Source organism: Azospirillum brasilense, assembly GCF_005222205.1.
GTDB classification, from domain to species: Bacteria; Pseudomonadota; Alphaproteobacteria; order Azospirillales; family Azospirillaceae; genus Azospirillum; species Azospirillum brasilense_G.
In genome coordinates, this window is record NZ_CP032345.1 from 1,554,978 (window position 1) to 1,580,361 (window position 25,384).

Below are 25,384 nucleotides of genomic sequence, written 5' to 3' on the forward strand. Positions count from 1 at the left end.
CCTGTTTCAACGAGCCCTATTTCAATGAGCCCTGCTTCAGCGCGTCCAGCATGAAGGCCGGCAGGGCGAAGCAGGCGACGTGGATGTCGGGCGTGTAGTAGCGGGTGGCCAGCCCCGCCGCGGCGAAGCGCGGGCGGATCGCCTCCGCCGTCTGGCGGCGCAGCGCCGCGTCGTCGGTGGCCCAGCCGAAGGCCATGAAGCCGCCGTAGTAGCTGGGCACCGGCGCCACGAAGAAGCTCGCGTCCGCGAACAGCCGGCCCAGCCGCCGATGGCTGTCCGTCAGCTCGCCCGGCTGGAGGAACGGCACGCCGTTCTGGGTGACCAGCACGCCGCCGGGGGTCAGCCGGGCCTTGCAGTCGGCGTAGAAGTCCTCGGTGAAGAGGACGGCGCCCGGCCCGTGGGGGTCGGTGGAATCGACGATGATGACGTCGAACCGCTCCGCCGTCTCCTTGACGAAGGCGCAGCCGTCGGCGATCACCAGATCCGTGCGCGGGTCGTCGAAGGCGCCGGCGCTGATCGACGGCAGATGGGCAATGGACAGGTCGACCACGGATCGGTCGATCTCCACCATCGTCACCCGCTCCACCGCCTTGTGCTCCAGGCAGCGGCGCAGCATCCCGCCGTCGCCGCCGCCGACGATCAGCACGCGGCGGACGCGCCCATGCGCCAGGATCGGCACATGGGTCAGCATCTCGTGATAGACGAACTCGTCGCCCTCGGTGGTCTGGACGACGCCGTCGAGCGCCATCACGCGGCCCAGCACCGGGTTCTCGAAGATCACCAGGTCCTGGAGGCCGGTGCGGTCGCGGTGCAGGACGCGGCCCATGCGCAGGCGCTGGGCCACGTCCGTATGCAGCGTCTCGTCGTACCAGCCGGAGCCGGAGTCGCTCATGACCCGGTTTCGCCGCGCAGCAGCTCGTCGCACTTCACGCCGGTGGGCTTGAAGGCGCGCTCCAGCACCGGGATGGCCTTCATGGGCTGGGCGTCGCCGCACATGAAGATGTCCAGCGCGGCGTAACCGCGTTCCGGCCAGGTGTGGATGCTGATGTGCGACTCGGCGAGCACCGCCACGCCGGAGATGCCGCCGTTCGGCGTGAAATGGTGCAGGTGGATGTGCAGGAGCGTCGCCCCCGCCACCTCGACGGACTCGATCAGCGTGGAACGGACATGGTCCAGCTCGTCCAGACGTTCGGCGCCCCACAGATCGACGATCAGGTGGGTGCCGGCGCAGACCTTGCCATCGCGGACGATGAAATGGTCCTTGCGGTCGTCTTGAGATTCCCTCCAGGGACCAGAAGTCACGTTGGTCCGGTTGGAGTTTTGACCTTCCGTTTGGGCTTTCCTTGGATCGCTTCCCAAGTCCATCCCCAATTGGAAGAGAGAAGCGGTCTTCGCCATCGTTCTCCCCCATCAGCAGATGTTCCGCGCAGGTGGCGCGGAGGAGGGGGCATATGGGACAAATTCGCATGCGAATCAACACAATTCTGTCCCCGCATCCCCTTTGTGCTTGGCGGCGGGCCTCTGGCGCGGCGCGCGGCGGCGGCGCATAATCGCCTGTCCGCCGCCTTCCGGAGCGGTCCGGAATCCTGTCTGGAGGTCCTCCCCACCATGAACCGCAAGCCGCTGATCGGCGTTCCCGCCTGCGCCCGCATGATGGGCGAGCATCCCTTCCACGTCGTCGGCGACAAGTATGTCCGCGCGGTGTCGGACGGGGCCGGGGGCATGCCGCTGCTGATCCCGGCGCTGGGGACGGCGCTGGACATGGACGAGGTGGCCGGCCGGCTCGACGGGCTGCTGGTCACCGGAAGCCCGTCGAACGTCGAGCCGCACCGCTACGGCGGATCGCCCAGCGAGCCGGGCACCCTGCACGATCCGGAGCGCGACGACACCACCCTGCCGCTGATCCGCGCCGCGCTGGAGATGGGCGTTCCGCTGCTGGGCATCTGCCGCGGCTTCCAGGAGTTGAACGTGGCGCTGGGCGGCACGCTGCACCAGCGGGTGCACGAGGTGCCGGGCTATTCCAACCACCGCGAGGACAAGGAGGCGCCGCTGGCCGTGCAGTACGGGCCGTCGCACAGCGTGCGGCTGACCCCCGGTGGTCTGCTGGAACGGCTGGCCGGCGGCGAGGCGGCGGTGACCGTCAACTCCCTGCACGGTCAGGGCGTCGACCGGCTGGCCGACGGGCTGATCGTGGAGGCGATGGCCGAGGACGGGCTGGTCGAGGCGGTGCGGGTGGCGGGGGCGCCGGCCTTCGCGCTGGCCGTGCAATGGCACCCGGAATGGCGGTTCTGGGAGAACCCGCTGTCGGCGGCGATCCTGCGCGCCTTCGGAAGCGCCGCCGCCGACCGGGCGCGGCGGCGCCTTTCCTGAAAATTTGTTTCAGGACAATAGATTAGGTCAACAATCGGTGGGTGCCGCGTGCCCAGGAATTGGGCACGCCGCCCTTGCCCCGACGGCCTCAGCCGGCCCGCGAGATGCGGCGCAGGAAGTCGATGAGCTGCGCCTGCTCCTCGGCCGAGAGATCCTTCACCATGGCCTTGTCGTGGGCCTGGATGCGCGGAATCAGCTCGTCCAGCAGCTTCTCCCCTTCCGGGGACAGGCGGAGCGCGTAGGAGCGGCGGTCGTTGGGCGAGGGCGCCCGGATGACGAGGCCGCGCGACTCGAGCCGGTCGATGACCGCGACCATGGTCGAACGGTCGATGCCCACCGCCGAGCCCAGGTCGGACTGCGACAAGCCCTCGTTCTCCTTGATCATGATCAGGACGCCGAATTGCCCCGGCGTCATGTCGTGGGGCGCCACGGCGTTCTGGAAGCTCTGGAACACAGCCACCTGCGCCTTGCGCAGATTGTAGCCGACGAGCTCCGGCAGAGGGCCGAGGGCCATCTTTCCGGTCTTGCTCGGACGCTGGCGGGTGCGCCGGTCCGAGGGGGTGGGGCGGTCGATGTCGGTCAACGTGAAAGCCGTCGTTTATTGACTAGTCTATTGGTCGTGTAAAATGCAGGCAGGTGCCGATTTTGTCAGCAAGAACCACACAATCCGCATCATATGCATAGCACCCATTCCTGCTACGCATTGGTTCCGCCCGGAAGCGGCTCCACCTCTAGCCCTATGAAGTGATCGCGCTCCTGACCCCGGACCCCCGGAAACAGGCATGCCGGCGCGGTTGCCCGCCAACGGTTCATTCCCCTGCCGCAGACGGGTTCCGAACACGGAGCTTCCGACGCCCGGTCCCCCCCAGACCGGGCGTCTTCGCGCCAAAGCCCCGGCCCAACGGCTGGGGCTTTTTTCTGGTGCTCTTTCCGGTAGGGTGGTTGCCCGAACCGCACCCCTCCGAAAGAAAGGCGCGCCATGGCCTACGCCATTCCCCTGTGGCCCCAGCCCACCGTTCCGGTCGCCGGCGGCGATCCGTTCCCGGTCCGCCGCATCTACTGCGTCGGCCGCAACTACGCCGCCCACGCGCGCGAGATGGGCGCCGATCCGGACCGCGAGCCGCCGTTCTTCTTCATGAAGCCGGCCGACGCCATCGTCGCCGACGGCACCGCCATCCCCTACCCGCCCCGGACCGCCAACCTGCACCATGAGATCGAGCTGGTCGTGGCCATCGGCACCGGCGGGCGCGACATCCCGGTGGAGCGCGCGCTGGACCATGTCTACGGCTATGGCGTGGGGCTGGACATGACCCGCCGCGACCTGCAGAACGCGGCGAAGAAGGAAGGCAAGCCCTGGGACATGGGCAAGGGCTTCGACCAGTCCGCTCCCTGCGGCACGCTGCGCCGCGCCGCCGACATCGGCCACCCGGACAAGGGATCGGTGACGCTGTCGGTCAACGGCGAGCTGCGCCAGAAGGGCGATCTGGCCGACCTGATCTGGTCGGTGTCCGAAACGATTTCCTACCTGTCGGGTCTGGTCGAGCTTCAGCCGGGCGACCTGATCTACACCGGCACGCCGGAGGGCGTCGGCCCGGTGGTCGCCGGCGACCGGCTGGAAGGCGCGGTCGAGGGCGTCGGCAGCATCGCCGTCACCATCGCCTGACCTCGGCAATACGGATCACTGGACGATGCGCATCGCCACCTGGAACATCAACTCCGTCCGCATGCGGATGGACCTGCTGCTGCGCCTCATCGACGAGGCGCAGCCGGACGTCATCTGCCTGCAGGAGACCAAGGTCGTCGACCCCGACTTCCCGATGGCCCCGCTGGCCGAGAAGGGCTACGTCCACGCCCACATCCACGGGATGAAGAGCTACAACGGCGTCGCCATCCTGTCGAAGCTGCCCTTCGCGTCGCGCGACGTGCAGCACTGGTGCGGCAAGCAGGACTGCCGCCACGTCTTCGCCGAGCTGCCCGGCGGGATCGAGCTGCACAGCGTCTACATCCCGGCGGGCGGGGACATTCCGGACCCGGAACAGAACGACAAGTTCGCCCACAAGCTTCAGTTCGTGGACGAAATGACCGAGTGGTGGACGACCCGGCGCAGCCCGGACCGCCGCATGGTCATGGTCGGCGACCTGAACATCGCGCCTCTGGAGAACGATGTCTGGAGCCACAAGGAGCTTGTGAAGATCGTCTCCCACACGCCCGTGGAGGTGGCGAAGCTGACGGCGATGCAGGCGTCCATCGGCTGGGTCGACGCGCTGCGCCACTTCGTTCCGCCCACGGAAAAGCTCTACACCTGGTGGAGCTACCGCGCGAAGGACTGGGCGGCCTCCGACCGCGGCCGGCGGCTGGACCACATCTGGGTCACCCCGCCGCTGAAGGACGCGCTGACCGGCCACCGCGTCCTGCGCGAGGCCCGCGGCTGGGAGCCCAAGCCCTCCGACCATGTGCCGGTGATGGTCGATCTCGCCGTGTGATGGGCTGAGTTACATCACCGTCAGAGGCACGTTCATCGCCACGACCGACGGCGTCCCATCTTCCGCGACCCGGAAGCGATGGGCGCAGCCGTCGGTCAGGCGGTGGGTCGGCTTGCCCACCATGTCCCAGCCGGTGGCCAGCGCGTAGAGCGCCCGCATCACCCCGTTGTGGGCCACCGCCCCGGTCGGCACGCCGCCGGCACCGACCTCGGCCAGCCAGGGGATCAGCCGGCTCTGCACGTCGCGCGGGCTTTCCCCGCCCGGCGCCCGGAAGTCGAGGCCCATCCGCTCACGGTCCGCGGTCAGGGCGCCGCTCGACCGCAGCTCCTCCAGCAGGCGGCCTTCCCACTCGCCCCAGCCCATCTCGACGAGGCGCGGTTCGGGCGCCGGGTCGAGGCCGAGCAGCCGGGCGGTCTCCCAGGCCCGCCGCTTCGGGCTGGCGACCCAACGATAGCCCAACACGTCCGGCGGCAGCCTCCAGGTCGCGACTCGGGCGCGGCCCGCGTCGGACAGCGGCTCGTCGATGCCGCCCTGGAGACGGTGCGCGGCGTTCCAGGCGGTCGGCCCGTGGCGCAGGATGATGAGGTCGGTCATGGGTTCCCTTTCCGCACGGCGCGCCGGACGACGGTGTCCAGAACCTCCACCGCGTTGGTCAGATCGTGCTCCGCCGCGGCGATGCGGCGCGCCGCCTCGCCGAAGCGGCGGCGTTTCCCCGGGTCGTCGAGCAGCGCCCGGACGGCGGTGCCGAAGGCCTCCGCGTCGCCCACCGGCGGCAGCAGCCCGGTCACCCCGTCGCGCACGACGTCCGGAACGCCCCCGGTGCGCCCCGCCACAACCGGCAGCCCGGCGGCCTGGGCCTCCAGCAGGGCCATGCCGTAGGCCTCGTTCACCGCCGGCCAGACCATCAGGTCGGCGGCGGCGTAGAGCGCGGTGAGATCGGAAGAGCCTTGCTGGCCAAGGATCAACACGCCCTCCCCCGCCCAGCGGGGGAGGGCCGGGGGGAGGGCCGGGGTGGGGGCAGGTGCACCTCCCCCAAACAGCGCCTCGATCCGGGGGCGAGCGGGGCCGTCACCGGCTATGAGGAGGTGATGGGGAGGCAAGGCACTCGCCCCCACCCCGGCCCTCCCTCGCCGGGCGGGGAAGGGAGAGAGGGCTTCGGCCAGGATCTCGTAGGAACGCTCCTTGTCGCCGCCGCGCATCATGCCGACCGCCAGCAGCCACGGAACGTCCGGGTCCAGGCCGTAACGCGCCGCCAGCGCCGCCCGGTGCCGGTCGCGCTCCGCGGCGGCGTCCGCGAAGGGGCGCGTGTCGAGGAAGGGCCGCAGCCGCACCAGCCGGTCCGGCGACTGCAGCAGCGGCAGCACCCCCTCGGCGTCGTGGCCGGCGAGGTTGATGACCGCCGCCGCCTGCCGGATCGCCGCCTCGGCGGCGCGATGGCCGGCGGCGAAGGGGCCGGTGACCCGCTTGGCCGCGAAGGACGCCTCCGCCACCACATAGGGGATGCCGAAACGGCGGCTGACCGCCGGGCCGATCCAGTCCGGCGCCTTGTGGTACAGGTGGTAGGTGAACCAGAGGTCCGGCGGGTCGTCCCGCCAGCGCGCCGTCAGGCGGTCGGCGCAGCGCGCGCCCAGCGCGGCCAGACGCTCCGCCCGGCCCGGACGGCGCCCGTCGTCCCAACTGCGCAGGGTGCTGGCCAGGGTCACCCTGTGCCCGGCCCCCTCCAGCGCGGCCATCAGCAGCCGGGCCATGCGCCGGTCGCCCGAAGGCACCGGGTGGGTCGGGGATTTCAGCGGGGCGTAGAAGGCGATGCGCATCGCGGCCCCGGTGTCAGGGTGGAAAGGACGCTCAGAACGGGGTCGGTTCGCGCGCGCAGACGACCCGGTTCCGTCCGGCGGCCTTGGCGCGGTACAGCGCCTCGTCCGCGCTGGACAGCATGGCGTCCACGTCGCGCGTCCCGGCCGCGCAGCAGGCGACGCCGATCGATACGGTGAAACGCACGGTCTCCGCGCCCGATGGTACCGTCAGTTCCGCCGTGCGGCGCCGGATGCGCTCCGCCACCATGCGCGCCCCGGCGATGTCGGTCTCCGGCAGCAGGATGGCGAACTCCTCGCCGCCGGTGCGGCCCAGCAGGTCGTTCTCCCGCAGCAGGGCGCGGCAGGCGGCGGTGAAGGTGCGCAGCGCCTCGTCCCCCACGGCGTGGCCGTGGGTGTCGTTGATGCTCTTGAAATGGTCGAGGTCGAGCATCAGCAGGGTGACCGGCCGACCATAGCGGCGGGCGCGGGCCAGCTCCTGCTCCGCCGCTTCGACGAAGTGGCGGCGGTTGGACACGCCGGTCAGGGGATCGGTGATCGAGAGCCGGCGCAGCCGCTCCTCCGACTCCTTCAGCGCCGTCACGTCGTTGATCAGGACATAGATGACCGGCAGCCCGTCCCAGGGCAGGGGCGACATGCTGACCTGGACGCAGGTGCGCCGCCCGTCTGCGGACATCATCACCCCGTCCTGGGACCGCACCAGCTCGCGGTTGCGCAGGCAACGCAGAAAGGCGTCCCGCTGGTCGTCGATGCCCGATTCCTCGACGAAATCCAGGAAGTGGCGCCCGACCAGGGCGTCGCCGCTCTGGCCCAGAATGCGCGCGGCCTCCTGGTTGGCGAAGACGATGCCCATTTCCTGATGGATCAGGAGCCCGGCGGGCAGCAGGTCGAGCATGTCGCCCAGCTTGCTGCGCGTCAGCGACAGCTCGTGGCTGGTCGCCACGGCGTCCCTGTCGTCGTCGAAGTCGATGAAGGAGAGGGCGTCCGGTTCGGAAGAGGCGTACAGACTCGACATGACGTCGCAAAGGTGGAGCAAAGCCGCACTCTATCCCGTCATCAGCCGCCGTGCAATGCACAGCATCCTCCGAATGGCATAAGAGTTGTCTGGCTATTTCCGATTGTGAAACGATCGTGCAGCCGGTCGATGCCCGAATCGCTGCCGAAGTCACGCCGCACCCGCGCGGCACCCGCCGCACCCAGCGCCGCGCGGCGGGCCGGTTGGCGGATCAGCGACTCGAGCGCGCCGGACAGCGCGACGGGGTCTTCGGGGGCCACCAACGTGCCGGTGACCCCATCCTCGATCAGCTCCGCCACCGCCGCGGCGCGGGTGGACAGGCAGGCCAGCCCCTGGCTCTGCGCCTCCATCAGCACGTTGGGCAGCCCGTCGCGGTCGCCGTCGCGCGCGGTGCGGCAGGGCAGGACGAACAGGTCGGCGCGGCGGTACTGGACGATCACCGCGTCCTGGGCCTTCGCCCCCTGCCAGTCGAGCCGCCCCTCCAGCCCCAGCGCCGCCGCCTGCGCCTTCAGCGCGGGCAGCCGGTCGCCGCCGCCGATGTGGGTCCAGCGCCAGTGCAGCCCGGCGGGCAGGCGGGCCAGCGCGTCGAGCAGCAGGTCGAAGCCCTTCTTCTCCACCGCCCGCCCGACCGACAGCAGCCGCACCGGGTCGGCGGGGTCGGCCCCGTCGCGCGCCGGGCGCGCGTCCGGCGGGGCTGGGAAGCGGCTGAAGTCCAGGCCGTGGTAGAGCAGCTCCACCCGCTGCGGCTCCGGCGCCAGTTCGCGCAGGCGGGCGAGGCCGAGCGCGGTGCAGGTCACGCCCCAGCGCGCCTCGGCCAGCTTGTCCCGCAGGTCCCAGTCCGGCGAGGTCCAGATGTCCTTGGCGTGGGCGGAGAAGCTCCAGGGCAGGCCGGTCAGCAGCGCGGTGTAGCGCGCGACGCTGGCCGGGGTGTGCAGGAAATGGGTGTGCAGCCAGGTGACGTCCGCCGGCAGCTCCGCCGCCAGCACGCAGGCTTGGCCGAAGCGGCGCGCGCGGTTGCGGCTGGGGTCGCGCCGCAGGTCAGCCAGCCAGGCGGCCCGCGCCGCCGGCCAGCCGGGGAGCCGCCGCGCCGCGGCCAGGGCGCGCAGCACGCGGGCGGGCGCGTCGTGCAGATATTCGGGCAGGTAGGTCACCGGGGCGGTGACGCGGCGGTTCAGCTCGTGCACCGCCTTGTCGGTCGGTTGACGCAGGCTGACGATCAGTTGACGCAACCCCCGCCGCTCCAGCCCCAGGATCTCCTGCGCGATGAAGGTTTCCGACAGGCGGGGCCAGCCCTTGACGATGACGGCAACGGTCACGCGGCGTCCCCGGCGGCCATCTGGCGTTCGGGCGCGCAAGGGGGCTGGGACGGACCCTGGGTCGGGGCCGAGGCCGACTCCGGCAGGTAGCGCGCCGACAGGCGGTTGACGCTCTCCAGCCCGCCGAGCAGGCCCGGCACCACCACCGAGGAGGGCGGCGCCTGCCAGGGCAGCCGGCGCAGCGCCGCCGCCATCGCCGCGGCGTCGCGCACCCCGTCGTCCATCAGGACGGAGACCAGCCCCAGCTCCTGCGCGCGGGCGGCGCGGATGGTCTGCTCGCGCCGCGGCACCTCGCGCGGGACGATCAGCGCCTTCTTGTCGAAGGACAGGATCTCACAGAAGGTGTTGTAGCCGCCCATGGCGACCACCCCCACCGCCCCCTGCATCAGCCGCTCGATCCGCGCCTCGAAGGCGGTGGCCTCGACGTTGGGCAGGGCCTCGGCGCGGGCCAGGAACTCGGCCTGGAGGTCGGGCTGCATGAAGGGGCCGAACACCAGCACGGCGCGGTAGGGGATGCCGGGATCGCTCTCGTAGGCGCGCAGCACCCAGTCGACCAGCGCCTCGCCATCGCCGCCGCCGCCGGGGGTGACCAGGATGTAGGGCTCGTCGGGCAGGCCGGGGCCGTGCGGGACCGCCGGCGGCACGGTGCGGTGCAGGTAGCCGGTGTAGACCATCTTGTCGCGCACCGACTGCGGGACCTCGATCCCCTCCAGCGGGTCGCAGATCTGCGGCAGGCCGTAGGCCCAGATCTCGTCGTACAGGTTCTCCAGCGCCGGCAGGACCTTCTTGCGCTCCCACTCCGGGGCGAGCAGGGCCGGCTCGTCCATCACGTCGCGCAGGCCCAGCACCAGCGGCACGCCGCGGCCCTTCAGAAGCTCCAGCGTCTCCCGCACCTCGCCGCGCAGGCCGAGCGGTTCCTTGTCCACGATGAACAGGTCGGGCTGGTAGATCTCCGCCGTGTGGCGGATCAGCGAGGCCCGCATCGACAGGATCTCGTCGATGTCCAGATGCAGGTTCAGCGCCGTGTACTCGCCGTTGCGCAGCTTGATGACGCCGGGGATGCGCACGAAGTCCACCCGCGTGCGGAAGTCGAAGCTGCCGACGATGGGCGAGCCGGACAGGATCAGCACGGACAGGTTGCCGTAGCGCTCCACCAGCGCATGAGCGATGGCCCGGCAGCGGCGCAGATGGCCGAGGCCGAACGTGTCATGGCTGTAGATGAGCACGCGGCCCGAGGTCGGACGTTCGCTCATAGACTTCCTACCTCTCCCGATTGGCCTCTTGTGTCCGGCCGCGGCTTGGCCGATGAACGGGTGTGCGTCGTGCCGCCGCCGGATTGGCGGCGGACCGCTTGCGGGCTCACCATATCCTCAGCGGCCAAGCGGCAGAGGGGGTAAGGTGTCTGCCTGCTCCCGGCACCGGCGTCCCCTTGCGTAGAATGGCGCTATGGAATCCAGCATCTTCCGATTCATCCTTCGGCACAGCGTCCGTCAGCAGATCGTGCTGACCCTGATGACCCTGGCGTCCTTCCCCTTCCTTTACGCCTCGCTCGACCTGCCGAAGCGGATCGTCAACGAGGCGATCGCCGGGAAGAAGCTGCCTGAATCCTTCCTCGGCTTCCATCTCGATCAGGTGACTTACCTGTTCGTCCTATGCGGACTGTTCCTGACTTTGGTGCTGGTCAACGGCGCGTTCAAGTATGTCATAAACACCTACAAGGGCCGCCTGGGCGAGCGGATGCTGCGACGCCTGCGGTACGAGCTGTACGTGCGCGTCCTGCGCTTCCCCCTGCCCCGCTTCCGGAAGATGTCGTCCGGGGAGATCATCCCCATGATCACGGCGGAGGTGGAACCGCTGGGCGGCTTCATCGGGGACGCCATCGCCATCCCGGTGTTCCAGGGCGGCACGCTGCTGGTCTACATCGCCTTCATCTTCGTCCAGGACCCGGTGCTGGGAGCAGCGGCGGTGTCGCTGTACCCGTTCCAAGGCTGGCTCATCCCACGGCTTCAGCGCAAGGTCAATCAGCTTGGCAAACAGCGCGTACGTGCCATGCGCCAGATTGCCGATCGCATCGGCGAGACGGTGTCCGGCATCCAGGAGGTTCACACCCACAACACGGCGTCCTGGCACCTCGCCGACCTCAGCCACCGCCTGGGCGACGTGTACCGCATCCGTTTCGAGATTTACCAAAGAAAGTTTTTTGTCAAATTTTTGAACAATTTCATAAACCAACTCACCCCGTTCTTCTTCTATTCGATCGGCGGTTATCTGGTGATCCACGGCCAACTCTCCTTCGGCGCGCTGGTCGCGGTGCTGGCCGCCTACAAGGACTTGGCGGCTCCTTGGAAGGAACTCCTCGACTGGTACCAGCAGAAGGAGGACAACCGGATCAAGTACGAGCAGGTGGTGGAGCAGTTCCACGTCCCCGACCTGCTGGCCGAACGCCTGCTGCGCGAGGAGGAGGACGTCCCCTTCACGGGCAGCCTGTCCTTCCACAACGTCGGGTTCGGGGAGGACGGCGGATCGCCCATCCTGGAGGGGGTGACCTGCGACATCCCGCTGGACGGCCACACCGCGCTGATCGGCGTCGGCTCCGGGCGGGACGAGCTGGCGCAGCTCGCCGCGCGCGTGCTGCTGCCCTCGTCGGGGCAGATCCGGCTGGGCGAGCATGATTATGCGGAACTGCCGGAGAGCGTGACCGGGCGGCGCGCCGCCTATGTCGGGGCCGCCCCCTACCTGTTCTCGGCCTCGCTCTACGACAACCTCGTCTACGGGCTGCGCCACCGGCCGCTGCGCGAGAATGGCGAAAGCGAGGAAGCCGAGGAGCGGCGCAAGAAGCGGATGGCCGAGTCGGTGCTGTCCGGCAACGCCACCGACGACGTGCACGCCGACTGGATCGACTACGCGGCCGCCGGCTGCGACGGGCCGGAGGATCTGAAGGCGCGCATCCTGCGGGTGGTGACGATGGTCTCGCTGCAGGACGACGTGTACGGCATGGGCCTCAACCGCACCGTCGATCCGGAGCACCGCCCCGACGTGGCCGCCCGCGTGTTGGAGGCCCGCGACGCCATGCGCGCCATGATGCTGAACAACCCGGAGCTGGGGCGGCTGGTCGAGCGCTTCGACCCCGACCGCTACGCCGTGAACGCCACGCTGGCGGAGAATCTGCTGTTCGGAACGCCGGTCGGGCCGATCTTCCAGACTGACGCGCTGGCCTCCAATCCCTATATGTTGCATGTGCTGGACAAGGTGGGGCTGATCGACACCATCCTGGAGACCGGCCACAAGGTGGCGGAGACCATGGTCGAGCTGTTCGCCGGCCTGCCGCCCGGCCACGAGTTCTTCGAGCGCTTCTCCTTCATCGGCTTCGCCGAGCTGCCGGAGTACCAGGCCATCCTGGCGCGCACCGCGAAGGAAGGGCTGGGCGCGCTGCGGCCCGAGGAGCGGACGCGGCTGATGACCCTGCCCTTCAAGCTGATCGGCGCCCGCCACCGTCTGGGCCTGATGACGCCGGACCTGGAAAAGAAGCTTCTGCAGGCGCGGCATCTCTTCGCCAGCGACCTGCCGGCCGACCTGAAGCACGCCGTCGCCTTCTTCGACCCGGACGCCTACAACGCCGCGGCCAGCATCCAGGACAACATCCTGTTCGGCAAGATGGTCTACGGGCAGGCGCAGGTGCAATCCAAGGTGGGCCGCATCGTGGCGGAGCTGGTGGACCAGCTTCACCTGCGCGACACCATCGTGGAGGTCGGGCTGGAACACCCGGTGGGGGTGGCGGGGTCGCGCCTGTCCGCCGCGCAGCGCCAGAAGGCGGCGCTGGCCCGCGCCTTGCTGAAGCGCCCCGACCTGCTGGTGCTGAGCGAGGCGACCAGCGGTCTGGACACCAGCAGCCAGAGCAAGGTGCATTCCGCGATCCTGGGGGAACGCAAAGGGTGTGGTCTTGTGTGGGTTCTGCAGCGTGCCGGCTTGGCACGGGCGTTCGAGCGAGTCATTGTGATGAAGGACGGTCGAATCGCCGAGCATGGCCGCTTCGATGAGTTGAACAGGCCCGGCACGTTGTTGCATGAATTGGTGTCCGCCGAATAAATCCGGCGACGTTGAGGAGGCAGACGGCATGAGCATCGCCGAAGAAGTCAATTGCCTGCGCAGGATTCCCCTGTTCGCCAACATCGACACTTCCAAGCTCAAGCTTCTCGCCTTCACCAGCGAACGGCTGAGCTTCCGGTCGGGCGACATCCTGTTCGAGCAGGACGAGATGGGCACCTGTGCCTACATCCTGCTGCGTGGAGAAGCCGAGGTGATCGTGACCGGCCCCGGCGGGCCGCTGACCGTCGCGACGCTGGGCTCCAACGAAATCGTCGGCGAGATCGCCATCCTGTGCGACGTGCCGCGCACCGCCACCGTCCGCGCCAGCTCCGATCTGGAGGCGCTGTGCGTGCCGAAGGATCATTTCCTCCAGATGATCGCCGACTTCCCGCAGATGGGGCTGGAAATCATGCGCTCCCTGGCCCACCGCCTGGAGCAGACGACCACGCGCCTGCGTGAGGTGCTGGCCGCCCAGGCGATCTGAAGATTTGGCAACCTGACCTTTTGGCGACCGGACACCCCATGCATGTTCTCTTCCATGTCCAGCATCTGCTGGGCATCGGCCACGACCGCCGCGCCGCGCTGATCGCCCGCGGGCTGGCCGAGGCGGGCATGGCGGTGACGGTGCTGCGCGGTGGGCACCCGGTGCCGGGGATCGATTACGGCCCGGCGGCGGAGATCGTCCAGCTTCCCCCCGCCCGCGCCGCCGACAGCAGCTTCAAGACCCTGCTGGACGAGCATGACCGGCCCATCGACGACGCGTGGCGCGCCCGGCGCCGCGCGGCGGTTCTGGAGACCCACGAGCGGGTGCGGCCCGACGCGCTGCTGGTCGAATCCTTTCCCTTCGGGCGCCGCGCCTTCCGGTTCGAGCTTCTACCGCTGCTGGAGGCCGCCAAGGCCGGCGGGGCGGTCACCGCCGCGTCGGTGCGCGACATCCTGGTGACCAAGGCCAAGCCGGAGCGGCTGGAGGAAACCGTTTCGACGGTGGAACGGCTGTTCGACCATGTGCTGGTCCATGGCGACCCCGAGTTGATCCCCTTTGCGGCGACCTTCCCCGCCGCCGCCCGGATCGCCGACCGCATCCGCTACACCGGCTATGTCGCGGCCCCGCAAGGCAGCGACAGCGAGGGCGCCGACGGCACCGGCGAGGTGATCGTGTCGGTGGGCGGCGGAGCGGTCGGCCTGCCGCTGCTGCGGGCGGCGCTGGCGATGCGTGCGTCAACTCTGGCCGGACTTGACGCACCATGGCGCCTGCTGGCCGGGCCGGACGTGCCGGAGGAGGATTTCCGCGCGCTCGCCGCCGACGCCCCGCCGGGCACCGTCGTGGAGCGGGCGCGGCCCGACTTCCCAGCCCTGCTCCGCCGCTGCCGCCTGTCGATCAGCCAGGCCGGCTACAACACCGTGCTCGACGTGCTGCAGGCCGGCTGCCGGGCGGTCCTCGTCCCCTTCGCCGCGGGCAGCGAGACGGAGCAGGCCACCCGCGCCCGCCTGCTGGAGGAGCGGGGCCGGCTGGCCGTGGTCGACGAAGCCACCCTGACCCCGGAGACCCTGGCCGCGGGCGTGGCCAGGGCGCTCGCCCTGCCCCCGCCGCCCGCCATCCCGCTGCGCCTGGACGGCGCCGCCGCCACCGCCCGATTGCTGCGGGACGCGGTGGCCGACCGCCAAGGAAACGATCCGGGCCACCGGCGCTAAACCAATCAGGACGCTTGGATTTTTCCAGTGCGGGGGCCATGCTGATGACGGCCATCGCGCACGCTTTCTTTAACCCTCTCCCCCTGGGGAGAGGGTGGCCCGGAGGGCCGATGAGGGGGTGTGCGTGTGCCGGACGTAACGACACGCGCATCCCCCTCACCTTAACCCTCTCCCCGGAGGGGAGAGGGAACAAGAACAGGCGATGACCATGACCGCCCCTTCCGACAGCCGGCCGCGCGCCGGTTGGGACGCGCTGACCGCCGAGCTGGACGCCTGGGCCGCCGCCGGGCGCACCGCCACCCTGTGGTGGCGCGACGACGACGCGGTCGAGCCGACGCCCGCGCTCGACCGGATGACCGCGCTGTCCGTCGAGACCGGCGCGCCGCTGGCCCTGGCGGTCATCCCGGCAGACGTCACCGACGCCCTCGCCCCCGTTGTCGACGCGGCTCCCACCGTCACGGTGCTTCAGCACGGCTGGTCGCACGCCAACCACGCCGCTCCCCCCGCAAAGAAGGCGGAGCTGGGCGCGGACCGGTCCGCCGCGGCCGTCCTGGCGGAGCTGGCCGAAGGACGGAGCGTGCTGGAGCGCCTCTTTGGGCCGCGCGCCCTGCCCGTCCTGGTGCCGCCCTGGAACCGCGTCGCGCCCGGCGTGGTGGCCGGTTTGCCCGGTGCGGGTTTCGCCGGCCTGTCGGTGTTCGGGCCGCGACGTGTGTCAACCGTCAACATGATGTGTGTCAATACACACATCGACCCGGTGGCCTGGAAGGACGGCAAGCGCTTCCTGGGCGACGCCGAGTCGCTGGGCATGGCGGTCGCCCATCTGCGCGCCCGGCGGCTGGGCGCGGTGGACGCGGCGGAGGCGACCGGCCTGCTGACCCATCATTTGGCGATGGACGGCGAAACCTGGGCCTTCACCGCGCGTTACCTGACCGTGACCCGCCGTCATCCGGCGGTCCGCTGGCTATCCGCCGACACCCTGTTCGCCACCGCGTTCGCCGCAGAAGGACTTCGCTGAGACATGGCCGAGCTGCCCATGGCCCGACCCTCGACCGGGGAGACGCCGACCGTCGCGGAGATGCGCTACCCCGCCGGGGCGCTGGCCGGCGACTACGCGCGGGCCGGGGCGGGGCTGGCGCTGACGGTGCTGCCGCTGGCCTTCCTGCCGGTCATTCCCTGGATCGCCGTGCCGCTGGGTGCTTGCGCGCTGCTGTTCGCCGTCTTCGCGGCGCGCACCCTGCAACGCCAGTTGACCCGCATGACCATGGACGGCGAGGGCCTGCGGGCCGACGGGCCGCTGGGCGGCGCCATCCGCTGGGACGCGCTGTCCGGGCTGAAACTGCGCTATTACGCGACCAAGCGGGGGCGCGACGACGGCTGGATGCAGGCGGCGCTGACCGGCGGCGGCACGACCCTCCGCTTCGACAGCAACCTGGAGGGCTTCGACGCGGTGATCGAACAGGCCGCCCTCGCCGCCGGGCGCAACGGCGTGGCGCTGACCCCGGTGACGGTGGACAACCTGATCGCCCTCGGCATCGAGCCGCCGGAGGACCCCAACGAGGAAAGCGCCAACGAGAAGAGGCCGGCGCCATGAGCCGCACGCTGCTCCGGGTGGAGGACCTGAAGGTCGATTTCCAGGTGCCGGGCGGCGTGGTCCACGCGGTGCGCGGCGTGTCCTTCCGGGTGCGGGCGGGGTCCACCGTCGCCCTGGTCGGGGAGTCCGGATCGGGCAAGTCGGTGGCGGCGCAGTCGATCCTGCGCATCCTGCCCCGCAACGCCACCATCGCGGACGGGAAAATCCTGTTCGACGACGGAATCGTCAACGAGGGCGCCGGTCCCGTCGACATCGCCGGGCTGAAGGCCGACGGCACGGCGATGCGGGCGCTGCGCGGCGGCCGCATTTCGATCATCTTCCAGGAACCGATGACCTCGCTGTCGCCCCTGCACACGGTGGGCGATCAGGTAAGCGAGGCGGTGCGGCTGCACCAGCGGGTGACCGCCCGGCAGGCCCGCGCGCAAGCCGAGGACATGCTGCGCCGGGTGCGCTTCCCCGACCCGAAGCGGGCGCTGGACACCTACCCGTTCGAACTGTCGGGCGGCCTGCGCCAGCGCGCGATGATCGCCATGGCGCTGGTCTGCCGCCCCGCCCTGCTGATCGCCGACGAGCCGACGACCGCGCTGGACGTCACCATCCAGGCGCAGATCCTGAAGCTGATCAAGGACCTCCAGGCCGATCTCGGGATGGCCGTCCTGCTCATCACCCACGACCTGGGGGTGGTCGCCAACCTCGCCGACGAGGTGGTGGTGATGCACCGCGGGCGGATCATGGAATCCGGCACGCGCGAGGACATCTTCGCCGACCCCCGTCACCCCTACCTGAAGGCGCTGCTGCGCGCCGTTCCGCGCTTCCACATGGCGCCGGGCGAACGGCTGGTGCCGATCCGCTCCATCTCAATCGGGGGCACGTCGGAAGGCGGCAGCCTGCTGGAGAAGGACCACCAGCCCTGGCCACCCGGCGCCGACGCGGCGGGGCCGCTGCTGGCGGTGGAGGGGGTGCGCAAGCGCTACGGCGCGCGCAAGGCCGGCTGGTTCGGCGCCAAGGCCGGGGCGGGCACGCTGGCCGTGGACGATGTCAGCTTCGCCATCGCGCGCGGCGAATGCGTCGGGCTGGTCGGCGAGTCGGGCTGCGGCAAGACCACCCTGTCGAAGATCCTGATGCGCGCCCTGACCCCGGATGCGGGCAGCGTGCGCTTCAACGACCATGGCCGGATTGTCGACGTGCTGGGGCTGGAGGGTGCGGCCCTGACCGCCTTCCGCCGCAAGGTGCAGTTCGTCTTCCAGGACCCCTTCGGCTCGCTGAACCCGCGGATGACCGTCTTCGACATCATTGAAGAACCGCTGGTCATCCACGGCATCGGCGACGAGGCGGAGCGCGCGGCGCGGGTCAAGGAGCTGATGGGGCTGGTCGGGCTGGACGCGCGGCATCTGCGCCGCTACCCGCACAGCTTCTCCGGCGGCCAGCGCCAGCGCATCGGCATCGCCCGCGCGCTGGCCCTGCGGCCCGAGCTTCTGCTGCTCGACGAGCCGGTGTCGGCGCTCGACGTGTCGATCCAGGCGCAGGTGCTGAACCTGCTGAAGGACCTGAAGGAACGGCTCGGCCTGACCTACCTGTTCGTCAGCCACAATCTGGCCGTGGTGGACTACATGGCCGACCGCATCCTGGTGATGTGCCGCGGCCGGATCGTCGAGTCGGCGCCGCGCGAGGCGCTGTTCCGCAACCCGGTCCACCCCTACACCCGTGCCCTGCTGGCCGCCGTGCCGGAGCCGGACCCCAGCCGCCCGCTGTCGCTGACCGACCTGGAGGAGGGCCGCGCCTCCGACCCCGCGCGCTGGCCCGCCCCCTTCACCATCGACGACGACCACCAGCCCCATCTGGTCGATCTCGGCGGCGGCCATTGCGTGCGCGCCGACGCCGCTGTCCGCGTGCGGGAGGTGGCGTGATGATGTGGACTGTTCCCACTCTGATGCCCAATACCCTCTCCCCCCGGGGAGAGGGAAGGGTGAGGGGGTTGACCGTGGCGCGGCGTTCCGCACACGGGCGACCCCCTCACCCCGACCCTCTCCCCGCTTTCGGCGGACCGAAGGTCCGCCTGTCGCGTCAGCGCAAACTTCGTTTGCGCGTGAGCGGGGGCGAGAGGGAGAATGGCGGCGACGTGCCCTGCTCCTTCTCGCCTTCCTGGCGCTCAGCGCCTTCGACGCGGTCGAGACGCCGATGCTGGAGAACGCGGTCGGCGCCGGGTCGCTGCCACCGGTGGAGAAGCGGCTGCCGCTCACCCCGCTGGTCGAGCCGATGGATCGGCCCTGGCAGTCGCCGGGGCGCCATGGCGGCGACCTGCGCCTGCTGATGGCGCGGACCAAGGACACGCGGCTGATCTACGTCTACAGCTACGCCCGGCTGGTCGCGCTGACCCCAAGCCTGCGCATCGTGCCCGACATCCTGGAGCGGGTGGATGTGGAGGAAGGGCGGATCTTCACCTTCACGCTGCGCCGCGGCCACCGCTGGTCGGACGGCCATCCCTTCACGGCGGAGGACTTCCGCTACTGGTGGGAGGACATGGCGAACAACCCCAAGCGCTACCCCGGCGGGCCGCCGCCGGAGATGCTGGTGGCCGGGGAGGCGCCGAAGTTCGAGGTGCTGGACGCCGCCGCGGTGCGCTACACATGGACCCGCCCCAACCCCTTCTTCCTGCCCATGCTGGCCGGGGCCAAGCCGGTGGAGATCTACGCGCCCGCCCATTACCTGCGGCGCTTCCACCCCCGCTTCACCGAGCCGCTGGAGCTGAAGCAGCGGGTGGAGGCGGAACGGCAGAAAAGCTGGCAGCAGCTTCACAACCGCAAGGACAATCTGACCGAGTTCGATAACCCGGACCTGCCGACCCTGCAGCCCTGGGTGCCGACGACCGCGCCGCCGGCGGACCGTTTCATCTTCGTAAGGAACCCTTATTTCCATCGGGTTGACCCGGCGGGGCGGCAGTTGCCCTACATCGACCGGATCATCATGACGGTGGCCGACGCCAAGATCGTCCCGGCCAAGACGGGGGCGGGCGAGAGCGACCTCCAGGCGCGCTATCTGCGGTTCGACAACTACACCTTCCTGAAGCAGGGGGCGAAGCGCAACGACCAACGGGTCACACTGTGGCGCACCGGCATCGGGGCGCAGATGGCGCTGTTCCCCAACCTGAACTGCAACGACCCGGTGTGGCGCGCGCTGAACCGCGACGTACGCTACCGCCGCGCCCTGTCGCTGGCCATCGACCGTGAGGAGATGAACCAGGTCATCTATTACGGCCTCGCCATCCCCACCAACAACACGGTGCTGGAGGTCTCGCCGCTCTGGACGCCGGCCTACCGCGACCGCTGGGCGCAGTTCGACGTCCGGCAGGCCAACCGGCTGCTCGACGAGATCGGCCTGACGACGCGCGACGTCAACGGCGTCCGCCTGCTGCCCGACGGCCGCCCGCTGGAGATCGTGGTGGAGACCGCCGGGGAGAGCACGGAGGAGACCGACGCGCTGGAGCTGATCGCCGACGGCTGGCGGCGCATCGGGGCGCGGCTCTACATCCGCTCCTCGCAGCTCGACGTGTTCCGCAACCGCATCTTCGCCGGCGACACCTGCATGTCGATTTCGCGCGGGCTGGACAACGCCATCGCCACCGCCGACATGAGCCCGGCCGAGCTGGTGCCGGTCGATCAGGCCAAGTACCAGTGGCCGAAATGGGGCCAGTTCTTCCAGACTATGGGCAAGGACGGCGAGCGCCCCGACATGCCCGAGGCGCGCGACCTGCTGGAGGCCTTCCGCGCCTGGCGCGACGCGCCGGACGAGGCCGGGCGGGCGGCGGCCTGGACGCGCATCCTGACGCTCAACACCGAGCAGGTCTTCACCATCGGTACGGTGGCCGGGGTGCCGCAGCCGGTGGTCGCGCGCCGCACCCTGCGCAACGTGCCGGAGGAGGGTCTGTTCAACTACGACCCCGGCGCGCATTTCGGGCTCTACCGGCCCGACGGCTTCTGGTTCGACGGAAAGGGGTGAGGCCATGCTGGGCTACGTGATCCGCCGCATCCTCATCATGATCCCGACGCTGCTGGCGATCAGCGTCATCACCTTCGTCATCATCCAGCTTCCCCCCGGCGACTATCTGACGACGCTGGTCAACGAGATGCAGAGCCGGGGCGAGAGCATGGACCAGGGCCGGCTGGCCATGCTGCGCGAGACCTACGGGCTCGACCGGCCGATGCACGAGCAGTACGCGCTGTGGCTGGCCGGCATGCTGCGCGGCGACTTCGGCTATTCCTTCGAATACAACCTGCCGGTATCGGACGTGGTGGGCGACCGGCTGTCGCTGACCGCCATCGTGTCCTTCGCGACCATCCTGTTCATCTGGGTGGTGTCCTTCCCCATCGGCATCTATTCGGCGACGCGGCAGTACAGCCTGGGCGACTATGTCCTGACCTTCCTGGGATTCCTGGGGCTGGCGACGCCGAGCTTCCTGCTGGCGCTGGTGATGCTGTATTTCGCCAACGTGTGGTTCGGCACCTCGATCGGCGGGCTGATGGACCCGCGCTACATCGGCCAGCCCTGGAGCTGGGCCAAGGCGATGAGCGTGTTCGAGCACATGTGGATTCCGGTGATCGTCATCGGCACCGCCGGCACCGCGGCGATGATCCGCCGCCTGCGCGCCAACCTGCTGGACGAGCTGCACAAGCCCTACGTCGTCACCGCGCGGGCCAAGGGCCTGCCGCCGGGCCGGGCGCTGGTGAAGTACCCGCTGCGCGTGGCGCTGAACCCCTTCGTGTCCGACATCGGCAACCTGCTGCCGCAGGTCGTCTCCGGCGCCGCCATCGTGTCGGTGGTGATGTCGCTGCCGACGACCGGGCCGATGCTGCTCCAGGCGCTGCGCAGCCAGGACATGTATCTGGCCGGCTCCTTCCTGATGTTCCTGGCGGTGCTGACGGTGATCGGGGTCTTCCTGTCCGATCTGGCGTTGGCCGCCCTCGACCCGCGCATCCGCCTGAGCGGGGGAGCCAGCCGATGAGCGCCTCCCTTCCCAACAGCCCCTTGGCCAACACCCCCTTGCCCCACACCGTCGACACCGCTCCCTGGGACCCCGACGAGGTCGAGCGGCTGTCGCCGGAGCAGGAGCGCTTCACCACCGCCTCGCAATGGCGGATGGTCTGGTGGAAGCTGCGGCGGCACAAGCTGGCGGTGGCGTCGGGAATCGTGCTGCTGCTGCTCTACGCCTCGACCCTGGTCAGCGAGGTCCTGGCCCCCTACGCGGTGGACAGCCGCAATTCCCACTTCATCCACGCCCCGCCGCAGGCCGTGCATCTGTTCCACGAGGGGCAATTCGTCGGCCCTTTCGTCTACGGCTACACCTACCGCCTGGACATGGAGATCCTGAAGCGGGAGTACACGCCCGACCCCACGAAGGTGCAGCCGATCCGCTTCTTCTGCCGCGGCGACCGCTACGCGTTCTGGGGGCTGGTGGAGACCGACTGGCACCTCGCCTGCCCGGCCGAGGGCGGGACTCTGTTCCTCATGGGCACCGACCGGCTGGGGCGGGATTTGCTGTCGCGGATGATCTACGGGACGCGCATCTCGCTGACCATCGGGCTGATCGGCGTCGCGGTCAGCTTCGTGCTCGGGATCGTGATCGGCGGCATCGCCGGCTATTACGGCGGCTGGGTGGACAACCTGATCCAGCGGCTGATCGAGATCATCCGCTCCTTCCCCGAGCTGCCGCTGTGGATGGCCCTGTCCGCCGCCCTGCCCGTCACCTGGAACCCGATCTTCATCTATTTCGGGATCACGGTGATCCTCGGCCTTCTGGAATGGACGGGCCTCGCCCGCGCCGTGCGGTCGAAGCTGCTGGCCCTGCGCGAGGAGGACTTCACCACCGCCGCCCAGCTGATGGGGGCCAGCCCGGCGCGCATCATCGGGCGGCACCTGCTGCCCAGCTTCATGAGCCACCTGATCGCCTCGGCGACTCTGGCCATTCCCGGCATGATCCTGGGCGAGACGGCGCTGAGCTTCCTCGGCCTCGGCCTGCGCCCGCCGATCACCAGCTGGGGGGTGCTGCTGACCGAGGCGCAGAACATCAACGTGGTGGCGCTGTATCCCTGGCTGATGCTGCCGGTGCTGCCGGTGATCGTGACCGTGCTGAGCTTCAACTTCCTCGGCGACGGCCTGCGGGACGCCGCGGACCCGTATCGGTAAAGCTCAAGGCTTCTTCTTCGCCGACGCGTCCGGCTGCTCCTTGAGGGAGGCCAGCACCATGCGGACGCGAGCCAAGTCGCCGTCGCCGCCCTTCGCCGGGGCGGAGGCGGGCGCGGCCTTGGCCAGGGTGCGCTTCGGCGGGGCGGGCTCCGCCGCCGCGACCTGCGTCCGCGGAGCGGGTGATGCCTTGGCGGCGACCGCCTTGCCCGACGCGGCCTTCGCCGGGGTCGCCCTGGCCTCCAGGATGCGGGGATCGCCGCCCTTCGGGCTCCAGGTGCGGACCGGGCCGGTGTCGACGTGGACGTGGCCGGTGTGGGGGTAGAGCGCGTAGCCGCCACGCTGGAGGGCCGCGGCCTCGTCGGCGAGGCGGCGGGGCGGGACGCCGGGGATGGAGATGTCGGCGGCCTGCCCGCGCAGGTGATAGCTGTTTTCCGCCACGTTCGGGTTGCTGCGCGCCAGCGTGACGTTGGTCAGCGGCGAGCGGTAGCCCGAGGTGATGTGGACCGGCGTGTCGGGGCCGGCGCCGCAGCGGTCCCGCAGGTCGGCGAGAAGCTCCACCAGCGTGGGATCGACGGGCACCGTCTCGCCGGTGCGGCGGTCGCGGAACAGGGTGGCGATGCGGTCCAGGGCCTGCGGGTCATAGCCGTCGGCGCGGCGGTAGGTGACGCTGACCGTCTCGCCGCTGGCGGGATGGTGCAGGGTGATCGAGCGGGGGCCGCCATCGAACGAGGCCTGGGGACCCGGAGTGGAGGCGCAGCCGGCGAGCGTTCCGCCGGCGAGCAGGCCCAGCAACGATAAGCGCAGAAGATGCCGCATGCGTCTCCCCAGAGTTCTCTCTGCGGTTGCAGGCGGTTTTCATACCATAATTGTCACACGATCCGGCAGTGACAACGGGCCACGGGACGCGAACGGAGGCTTGGCCGTGTCGTCGGCGCATCACTGTCCAACGGGATAGTTGCCGATCAGAGGGGAAGCGCCATGCCTTCGCGGGCGACCAGCGTGCCGGGGCGCCGGGCCTCGGCGGCGGTGGCGATGACGTCCAGCTCGGCATCGCTGCGCCGGGGATCGTGGTGGAAGATGACCGCGCGCTTCACATCGGCCTCGTCGGCGATGCGCAGGCATTCCTCCCAGGTCGAATGGCCCCAGCCGACGCGGGCGGCGTATTCGGCGTCGGTGTAGGTGCAGTCGTAGATCAGCAGGTCGCTGCCGCGCACCAGCTCCATCACGGCGGGGTCGCGCCCGGCGGCGGGATGCTCGGTGTCGGTCACGTAGCACAGGCTGCGCCCGGCGAACTCCACGCGGTAGCCGGTGGCCCCGTCCGGGTGGTTCAGCGCGGTGGTGCGCACGGTGATGCCCGGCTTGACCGTCAGCGTCTCGCCGCTGACGAAGTCGTGGAAGGTGCAGTCGGCCCGGAAGATCTCCACCGGGACCGGGAACAGCGGCGCCGACATCATGCATTCCAGGACCGAGCGCATCGTCCGCTCCCGCTCCAGATGGCCGGCCCTGATCCGCACGCGGCTGGCCGCGTCGAAGGCCGGCGCGAAGAAGGGCAGGCCGCAGATGTGGTCGAGATGGCTGTGGGTCAGAAGCAGATCGACGTCCACCGGCTCCCCCCGGCGCATCAGCGCCTCGCCCAGCGGGCGCAGGCCGGTGCCGGCGTCGAGGACCAGGAGAGCGTCCCCGCAGCGCAGCTCGACGCAGGGGGTGTTGCCGCCGTAGCGGACCGTGTCCGGCCCTGGGGAGGCGATGCTGCCACGCACGCCCCAGAAGCGGACGGTGAAGTCCGGCGGGGTGTCGGGCGCACCGGAACAGGCGTCGGAAACGGTTCGTGCCGTCATGGTACCGACAATTTGGCGGTAGGACCCTCGCGAGTCGAGTGAAAAGGTTGTTTCACGAAACGACCCTCCGGCGCGTCCATAGGCCGGTCCGACGGCAGGCAGGCGGACATTCTGCCTCGATAGAAGGGGGACGGCGCAAGACGGGGGTAAGAGGAAAAGGCGTGCCGCACCGCCGAGATGCGGAGGTGCCCAATCCAATAAGATGTGGTAGTTTGCGCCCGTTCGCCCATCGACGCGAAAACTCGCCTCCGGACCCCGCCCCCTCGGATGGACCCAGACAAACTCGCCAAAGTCCTCGCCATGGCCGAGTCGGAGCATCAGGGCGAGGCCCAGTCCGCTCTGCGCGCCGCGCGCATCATGCTGTCGAGGGCCGGCCTGTCGTTCCGCGATCTCGCCCGCGGGGCCCGTCCGGTCTCGACCGCCCCGGAGCCGCCGCCCACCGCCAGCGCCCCGCCGCCCGACCGTCCGCCGCCGCCCGACCAGCTCGTCCAGGGTCTGCGCCGGCAGGTGCGCGACCTGGAGCTGGAAGTGGCCGGGCTGAAGCGGCAGCTGGAAAAGAGCAACGGCGACATGGAGCGTCAGCGCGAGGAGGCCGACCGCTGGCGCGGCCTCGCCCGCGAAACCGCGGAAAAGCTCTGGGACCTCGGCAAAGCACTGGAGCGCAAGCACAGTCGCCACACCAGCCTGGACAAGCGCCGCGCCATCCTCGACCTGCTGCAGGACCCCAACAGCGCCCTGCTGGCCGATCACGAGATCGCGCGGCGGGTCGGCACCTCGCCCAAGCTGGTCGCCCACTGGCGCCGCCGGCTGGCCATCGTCGGGCGCAAGATCCGTCTGCTGCCCGTCGTGCCGCGCGGCCGCGGCCTGTGGGGCGGCGGCCGGCCGGCCGGGCCGACCCGCGGCGGGGCGGCTCTGGAAGGCAAGCGCCAGCGCTGGATGGGCTATCCGGTCGCCGTCACCATCTCCGACCGGTCAGGACCGCCCGGCAAGCGGCCCTGACCC

The 25,384-nt window shown here is 70.1% G+C and carries 23 protein-coding genes; 13 read left to right on the forward strand and 10 right to left on the reverse strand.

Annotated elements, in window-relative coordinates; genetic code table 11:
* Window positions 1-16 precede the first annotated feature (16 nt).
* Window positions 17-892, reverse strand: a complete 876-nt coding sequence (gene speE / locus D3869_RS07540) for a polyamine aminopropyltransferase (RefSeq protein WP_137139543.1) — start codon at window positions 890-892, stop codon at window positions 17-19.
* A complete protein-coding gene (speD, locus tag D3869_RS07545) occupies window positions 889-1,302 on the reverse strand; it encodes an adenosylmethionine decarboxylase (RefSeq protein WP_236778146.1) in 414 nt (137 codons plus the stop codon). Before speD ends, speE begins: the two co-directional genes overlap by 4 nt.
* A gap of 306 nt (window positions 1,303-1,608) precedes the next feature.
* On the opposite strand from speD, the gene D3869_RS07550 reads away from it, so the two are divergent.
* Complete coding sequence (locus D3869_RS07550) at window positions 1,609-2,370, forward strand: gamma-glutamyl-gamma-aminobutyrate hydrolase family protein (RefSeq protein WP_137139545.1); 762 nt, start codon at window positions 1,609-1,611, stop codon at window positions 2,368-2,370.
* Between the two features lie 88 nt (window positions 2,371-2,458).
* Here the strand turns inward: D3869_RS07550 and D3869_RS07555 are convergent, their stop codons facing one another.
* Complete coding sequence (locus D3869_RS07555) at window positions 2,459-2,953, reverse strand: MarR family winged helix-turn-helix transcriptional regulator (RefSeq protein ID WP_014238979.1); 495 nt, start codon at window positions 2,951-2,953, stop codon at window positions 2,459-2,461.
* Between the two features lie 396 nt (window positions 2,954-3,349).
* Here D3869_RS07555 and D3869_RS07560 point away from each other — a divergent pair, with 396 nt between their 5' ends.
* Window positions 3,350-4,033: a fumarylacetoacetate hydrolase family protein gene (locus D3869_RS07560; RefSeq protein WP_137139546.1), complete on the forward strand. Its 684-nt coding sequence runs from the start codon at window positions 3,350-3,352 to the stop codon at window positions 4,031-4,033.
* A gap of 25 nt (window positions 4,034-4,058) precedes the next feature.
* Window positions 4,059-4,853 carry an exodeoxyribonuclease III gene (gene xth, locus D3869_RS07565; protein ID WP_137139547.1) on the forward strand — a complete coding sequence of 265 codons (795 nt, stop codon included), beginning with the start codon at window positions 4,059-4,061 and terminating at the stop codon, window positions 4,851-4,853.
* Between the two features lie 9 nt (window positions 4,854-4,862).
* Here xth and D3869_RS07570 read toward each other — a convergent pair whose 3' ends face one another.
* From D3869_RS07570 to D3869_RS07590, 5 genes are read right to left on the reverse strand one after another with little or no spacing between them, the layout of a single operon-like run.
* Window positions 4,863-5,447 (reverse strand): histidine phosphatase family protein, encoded by a 585-nt coding sequence (locus D3869_RS07570; protein ID WP_137139548.1) that lies wholly within the window; start codon window positions 5,445-5,447, stop codon window positions 4,863-4,865.
* Window positions 5,444-6,667 carry a glycosyltransferase family 4 protein gene (locus D3869_RS07575; RefSeq protein WP_137139549.1) on the reverse strand — a complete coding sequence of 408 codons (1,224 nt, stop codon included), beginning with the start codon at window positions 6,665-6,667 and terminating at the stop codon, window positions 5,444-5,446. Before D3869_RS07575 ends, D3869_RS07570 begins: the two co-directional genes overlap by 4 nt.
* 31 nt (window positions 6,668-6,698) lie before the next feature.
* On the reverse strand, window positions 6,699-7,679 hold the full coding sequence (locus D3869_RS07580; protein WP_137139550.1) for a GGDEF domain-containing protein: 981 nt from the start codon (window positions 7,677-7,679) through the stop codon (window positions 6,699-6,701).
* Between the two features lie 41 nt (window positions 7,680-7,720).
* On the reverse strand, window positions 7,721-8,995 hold the full coding sequence (locus D3869_RS07585; protein WP_137139551.1) for a glycosyltransferase: 1,275 nt from the start codon (window positions 8,993-8,995) through the stop codon (window positions 7,721-7,723).
* Window positions 8,992-10,248, reverse strand: a complete 1,257-nt coding sequence (locus D3869_RS07590; RefSeq protein ID WP_137139552.1) for a glycosyltransferase family protein — start codon at window positions 10,246-10,248, stop codon at window positions 8,992-8,994. The genes D3869_RS07585 and D3869_RS07590 overlap by 4 nt, the downstream gene beginning before the upstream one ends.
* Window positions 10,249-10,441: 193 nt before the next feature.
* Between D3869_RS07590 and D3869_RS07595 the strand changes: the two genes are divergently transcribed.
* The 9 genes from D3869_RS07595 to D3869_RS07635 all read left to right on the forward strand — a co-directional run bounded on the left by D3869_RS07595 (window position 10,442) and on the right by D3869_RS07635 (window position 22,544).
* On the forward strand, window positions 10,442-13,081 hold the full coding sequence (locus D3869_RS07595; protein ID WP_137139553.1) for an ABC transporter ATP-binding protein: 2,640 nt from the start codon (window positions 10,442-10,444) through the stop codon (window positions 13,079-13,081).
* Between the two features lie 28 nt (window positions 13,082-13,109).
* Window positions 13,110-13,565: a cyclic nucleotide-binding domain-containing protein gene (locus D3869_RS07600; protein WP_014238969.1), complete on the forward strand. Its 456-nt coding sequence runs from the start codon at window positions 13,110-13,112 to the stop codon at window positions 13,563-13,565.
* A gap of 38 nt (window positions 13,566-13,603) precedes the next feature.
* A complete protein-coding gene (locus D3869_RS07605; RefSeq protein ID WP_137139554.1) occupies window positions 13,604-14,773 on the forward strand; it encodes a glycosyltransferase family protein in 1,170 nt (389 codons plus the stop codon).
* Between the two features lie 208 nt (window positions 14,774-14,981).
* Complete coding sequence (locus D3869_RS07610) at window positions 14,982-15,788, forward strand: polysaccharide deacetylase family protein (protein ID WP_247895587.1); 807 nt, start codon at window positions 14,982-14,984, stop codon at window positions 15,786-15,788.
* Between the two features lie 3 nt (window positions 15,789-15,791).
* Window positions 15,792-16,364 carry a hypothetical protein gene (locus D3869_RS07615; RefSeq protein ID WP_137139556.1) on the forward strand — a complete coding sequence of 191 codons (573 nt, stop codon included), beginning with the start codon at window positions 15,792-15,794 and terminating at the stop codon, window positions 16,362-16,364.
* Window positions 16,361-18,271: an ABC transporter ATP-binding protein gene (locus tag D3869_RS07620; protein ID WP_137139557.1), complete on the forward strand. Its 1,911-nt coding sequence runs from the start codon at window positions 16,361-16,363 to the stop codon at window positions 18,269-18,271. Before D3869_RS07615 ends, D3869_RS07620 begins: the two co-directional genes overlap by 4 nt.
* Before the next feature lie 271 nt (window positions 18,272-18,542).
* Window positions 18,543-20,360, forward strand: a complete 1,818-nt coding sequence (locus D3869_RS07625; protein WP_247895588.1) for an ABC transporter substrate-binding protein — start codon at window positions 18,543-18,545, stop codon at window positions 20,358-20,360.
* Between the two features lie 4 nt (window positions 20,361-20,364).
* A complete protein-coding gene (locus D3869_RS07630) occupies window positions 20,365-21,363 on the forward strand; it encodes an ABC transporter permease (RefSeq protein ID WP_137139558.1) in 999 nt (332 codons plus the stop codon).
* Window positions 21,360-22,544, forward strand: coding sequence for an ABC transporter permease (locus tag D3869_RS07635; protein ID WP_137139559.1), 1,185 nt, complete (start codon window positions 21,360-21,362; stop codon window positions 22,542-22,544). The genes D3869_RS07630 and D3869_RS07635 overlap by 4 nt, the downstream gene beginning before the upstream one ends.
* 3 nt (window positions 22,545-22,547) lie before the next feature.
* Here D3869_RS07635 and D3869_RS07640 read toward each other — a convergent pair whose 3' ends face one another.
* The gene (locus D3869_RS07640) at window positions 22,548-23,360 is read right to left on the reverse strand and encodes a YcbK family protein (RefSeq protein WP_137139560.1); all 813 of its coding nucleotides are present in this window, start codon (window positions 23,358-23,360) and stop codon (window positions 22,548-22,550) included.
* A 146-nt stretch (window positions 23,361-23,506) separates the two neighbouring features.
* A complete protein-coding gene (locus D3869_RS07645; RefSeq protein WP_137139561.1) occupies window positions 23,507-24,382 on the reverse strand; it encodes an MBL fold metallo-hydrolase in 876 nt (291 codons plus the stop codon).
* A gap of 267 nt (window positions 24,383-24,649) precedes the next feature.
* Here D3869_RS07645 and D3869_RS07650 point away from each other — a divergent pair, with 267 nt between their 5' ends.
* Window positions 24,650-25,381 carry a hypothetical protein gene (locus tag D3869_RS07650; protein WP_247895589.1) on the forward strand — a complete coding sequence of 244 codons (732 nt, stop codon included), beginning with the start codon at window positions 24,650-24,652 and terminating at the stop codon, window positions 25,379-25,381.
* The last annotated feature ends 3 nt before the right edge of the window (window positions 25,382-25,384 follow it).